Origin of the sequence: Vibrio sp. M260118 (genome assembly GCF_036533755.1) — a bacterium.
Classification (GTDB): domain Bacteria; phylum Pseudomonadota; class Gammaproteobacteria; order Enterobacterales; family Vibrionaceae; genus Vibrio.
In genome coordinates, this window is sequence record NZ_JATABG010000372.1 from 1 (window position 1) to 3349 (window position 3349).

The 3349-nt window shown below is 47.9% G+C and carries 2 protein-coding genes; both read left to right on the forward strand.

Features of this window, described 5'->3' with window-relative positions; all coding sequences use genetic code 11:
- Positions 1 to 2: 2 nt before the first annotated feature.
- The gene (locus QTO00_RS16920; RefSeq protein ID WP_331425824.1) at positions 3 to 875 is read left to right on the forward strand and encodes a glycyl-radical enzyme activating protein; all 873 of its coding nucleotides are present in this window, start codon (positions 3 to 5) and stop codon (positions 873 to 875) included.
- A gap of 2 nt (positions 876 to 877) precedes the next feature.
- On the forward strand, positions 878 to 3301 hold the full coding sequence (locus QTO00_RS16925) for a formate C-acetyltransferase/glycerol dehydratase family glycyl radical enzyme (RefSeq protein WP_331425825.1): 2424 nt from the start codon (positions 878 to 880) through the stop codon (positions 3299 to 3301).
- The last annotated feature ends 48 nt before the right edge of the window (positions 3302 to 3349 follow it).

Genomic DNA, 3349 nt, shown 5'->3' on the forward strand with positions numbered 1-3349 from the left:
CAATTCTTTTTCTCAAAGGGTGCAGCTTGGCCTGTCCTTGGTGTCAAAACCCAGAGAGTCGCAGCGAAAAGCATTCGCTACTGTTTGATCAGCGCAGCTGTATGGACGACTGCCAACTTTGCGTATCGGCATACAAAGAGACTGTGAATGATGGAGTAGGTGATGGCATTCAACGTATCGACAATCAAATCACCATCAACCGTAAAGCGATAAAAGAAGATCAACTGATCGCGTTGCAAAATGTCTGCCCGACACAGGCACTCAGTGTTTGTGGTCAAGAAGCGCAATCAGACATGCTGTTTGACACTCTGATGAAAGACAAGCCGTTCTATGACCAGAGCCAAGGCGGAGTAACCTTCTCTGGTGGAGAACCGTTGATGCAAGCGGATTTGGTGGCAGAGCTTGCGCAGCGATTGCATGACAACCAAGTTTCGACGGCGATTGAGTCTTGCATGCATGTGCCGTGGAAGAACGTGGAAAAAGCGGCCCCGCACATTGATTGTTGGCTCGCGGATCTCAAACACACTGATGAAGAAAAGTTCCTTAGCTGGGCCAAGGGCTCCCTAAAGCGCATCAAAGACAATTTTCGCAAGCTGGCACCGATTGCAAAAAGGATTGTGATTCGTGTTCCCGTTGTACCGGGTTTTAACGACACCATCGAAGAGTTGCAAGACATCATTGATTTTGCTGCTTCATTAGAAAGCTGCCAAGAACTTCACTTGTTGCCGTATCACACGCTCGGCATCAACAAATACCGTTTGCTCGATATGCCTTACCTGTGTTCTGACAAGCCATTAAACAAACCAGAACTGCTAGAAAGCGCCATGCAATACGCAAGCGACAACACCCAACTTAACGTGATTGTTAGAGGTTAACTATGAACCTGAACACCCTTCCAGAGCGCATCAAAGCGCACAAATTGGCACTGGTAAACATCGTAACTCCGCCTGTCTGTACTGAGCGTGCAGAGGCATACACTCGTGCCTATCAAGCGAACGAAGACAAACCTGTGATTGTTCAACGTGCGTTAGCGCTACAAGAACACTTACGTACTCGTACTATCTGGATTAAACACGATGAACTGATTGTCGGTAACCAAGCGAGCAAGGTGCGTGCTGCGCCTATTTTTCCTGAGTACACAGTGCGTTGGATTGAGGCCGAGATTGATGATCTCGCTGACCGACCAGGAGCGGGTTTTGCGGTTACCGAAGAAGATAAACAGAGTATCCACGCCATCACCCCATATTGGCGTGGTAAAACGGTTCAAGATCGCTGTTATGGTCTCTTTACTGATGAGCAGCAAGAGATATTAGCCAGTACCATCATCAAAGCAGAAGGCAATATGACTTCGGGTGATGCGCACCTTGCCGTCGATAACGAAAAGATCCTCAAGCTAGGTATGAATGGCCTGCTCGAAGAGGTTCGCCAACACCGCGTAAGCAATGATGTTGCAACGTATGAAGGTTTGCAGAAAGAGCAGTTCTATAAGTCGGTTGAGATCGTTTTAGTTGCGATTCAAAACCACATGGTGAGCTATGCAGAACTGGCTGCAAAAATGGCTGCTGAAGAGAGTCGTCCTGAGCGTAAAGCGGAACTTGAAAGCATTGCGGCTAACTGTCGTCATGTTGCTAGCCATGCGCCGGAGAACTTCTGGCAAGCGCTACAACTGAGCTATTTTGTTCAGCTTATGCTGCAAATTGAATCTAACGGCCACTCGGTTTCGTTTGGTCGTATGGATCAGTTCCTAAACGAGTTCTATGTTCGTGATATTGAGAACGGCGCGATTGAAAAAGAGTTTGCGTTGGAGCTACTACAGAGCTGTTGGCTGAAGCTGCTTGAAGTAAACAAGATCCGCTCTGGCGCGCACTCAAAAGCATCTGCAGGTTCACCGCTGTATCAGAACGTGTGTATCGGTGGTCAAAAGCTCAATGACAAGGGGGAGCCAGAAGATGCAGTAAACCCACTCTCATGGGCGATTCTCGAATCTTGTGGTCAACTGCGTTCAACTCAACCAAACTTGAGCGTGCGTTACCATGAAGGCTTGAACCAAGAATTCTTGATGGGTTGTATTGAAGTGATTAAATGTGGCTTTGGTATGCCTGCGTTTAACAATGATGAGATTGTGATCCCCGAGTTCATCAAGCTTGGAGTAGAGAAAGAAGACGCCTACAACTACGCATCGATTGGCTGCATTGAAACCGCTGTTCCGGGCAAATGGGGTTACCGTTGTACTGGTATGAGCTTCATTAACTTTGCTCGTATCCTGCTCGCTGCACTAAACGAAGGGGTGGATGCGACAACGGGTAAAGCGTTCTTACCACATGATAAATCCCTGGCAAAAGGCAACTTCGCTAACTTTGGGCAAGTGACGGCGACGTGGGCTGAGCAGATCCGCTACTACGCGCGTAAGTCGATTGAGATTGATACTGTGGTCGATACGGTTCTTGAGCAACAGGCGCAAGATATCTTCTGTTCAACACTGGTGGATGATTGTTTGGCGCGTGGTAAAACCGTGAAAGAAGGCGGTGCGAAATACGATTGGGTCTCAGGCTTACAAGTGGGGATCGCAAACTTAGGTAACAGCTTAGCGGCCATCAAACACCTGGTTTTTGATGACGCGCAAATTACGCAACCCGAGTTAGCTAAAGCATTAGCAGAAGATTTTGATGGGAGTGAGAACGAGCAGCTTCGTCAGCGTTTAATCAACTTTGCACCAAAATATGGTAACGATGATGATACCGTCGACCAACTGTTGGCTGATGCTTACCAAGTTTACATCGATGAGCTAGAGCAGTTCGTCAATACTCGTCATGGTCGTGGTCCAATTGGCGGCGGTTATTACGCAGGTACATCAAGTATTTCAGCAAACGTCCCATTTGGCGCGTCAACCATGGCGACACCAGACGGTCGTAAAGCGAAAACACCGTTAGCAGAGGGGGCAAGCCCATCATCAGGCTCAGATCGTTTAGGTCCAACAGCGGTTTACAATTCTGTTGGTAAAATCCAAGCGAACAAGATCCTCGGTGGCGTACTGCTTAACCAGAAGTTAAGCCCGGCGGCAGTGGCGTCAGAAGGAGATAAACTCAAGCTGTCTATGTTGATTCGTACCTTCTTTAATCACCACAAAGGTTGGCACGTGCAGTACAACATTGTTTCGCGCGATACCCTATTGGCGGCGAAAGAGAACCCAGAGCAATATCGTGACCTTGTTGTGCGTGTTGCAGGCTACTCTGCGTTCTTCACTGCGCTGTCGCCAGACGCTCAGGATGACATCATTGCCCGTACTGAACATGAGTTATAATTGAGCCTTCATTTAGGTTTCAAATGAAAGAAAGAGACACTATAATGG

Excerpts from the sequence above, each read along its gene's own strand:
- QTO00_RS16925 (WP_331425825.1), top strand. The coding sequence starts at position 878 with ATGAACCTGAACACCCTTCCAGAGCGCATCAAAGCGCACAAATTGGCA.